This window comes from Leisingera sp. ANG-M1, assembly GCF_000813745.1.
In the GTDB taxonomy this organism is placed as follows: Bacteria; Pseudomonadota; Alphaproteobacteria; order Rhodobacterales; family Rhodobacteraceae; genus Leisingera.
Genome location: NZ_JWLC01000092.1, coordinates 1 through 695, shown reverse-complemented (window position 1 = coordinate 695; position 695 = coordinate 1). Strand labels below are relative to the sequence as shown.

Here is a 695-nt window from a genome sequence, read left to right as displayed (position 1 = left end):
ATGCCTCAGGCGTGAATGACGGCGCTGCGGCGCTGATCCTCGCCTCTGAAGCGGCAATCAAGGCGCATGGCCTCACCCCCGTCGTCCGGGTACTGGGCGGCGCAACTGCCGGAGTTGCACCGCGGATCATGGGCTTCGGCCCCGCGCCAGCCTCGAAAAAGCTGATGCAGCGGCTGGGGCTGACCCAGGCCGATTTCGATGTGATCGAGCTGAACGAGGCCTTTGCCAGCCAGGGCCTCGCGACCCTGCGCGACCTGGGCATTGCCGACGACGACCCACGGCTGAACCCCAATGGCGGCGCCATTGCACTTGGCCACCCCTTGGGCATGTCCGGCGCCCGTATCACCGGTACCGCTGCGCTTGAGCTGTCGCTTAACGGCGGCAAGCGCTCCCTCAGCACAATGTGCATCGGAGTCGGCCAGGGCATCGCCATTGCGCTGGAGCGGGTTTGATCCGCCTCTGAAACAGTCTCTTGTAACTCAAGGCCCTGCCGGTTTCCGGCGGGGCCTTTCTGCTGCGTGAACCCAAGGCATTAGAAACAAAGGCATATAACCAAAGGCACAAGCCGCCTGTTCCAACATTCAATCGACGGACCGCAGCCCCTCATTCATAGATAGCCTGGGAAACGGCCGGTCTCTGCGCATCGCATCTGCGTGGCGGCGTGCAGGACAGGCCAACTCCGGAAGCAGGGCTAC

The 695-nt window shown here is 63.6% G+C and carries 1 pseudogene; it reads left to right on the top strand.

From position 1 onward, the window contains the following. Positions 1-452: pseudogene (locus tag RA19_RS25570) on the top strand (3-oxoadipyl-CoA thiolase); the annotation flags it as partial. Between the last annotated feature and the right edge of the window lie 243 nt (positions 453-695).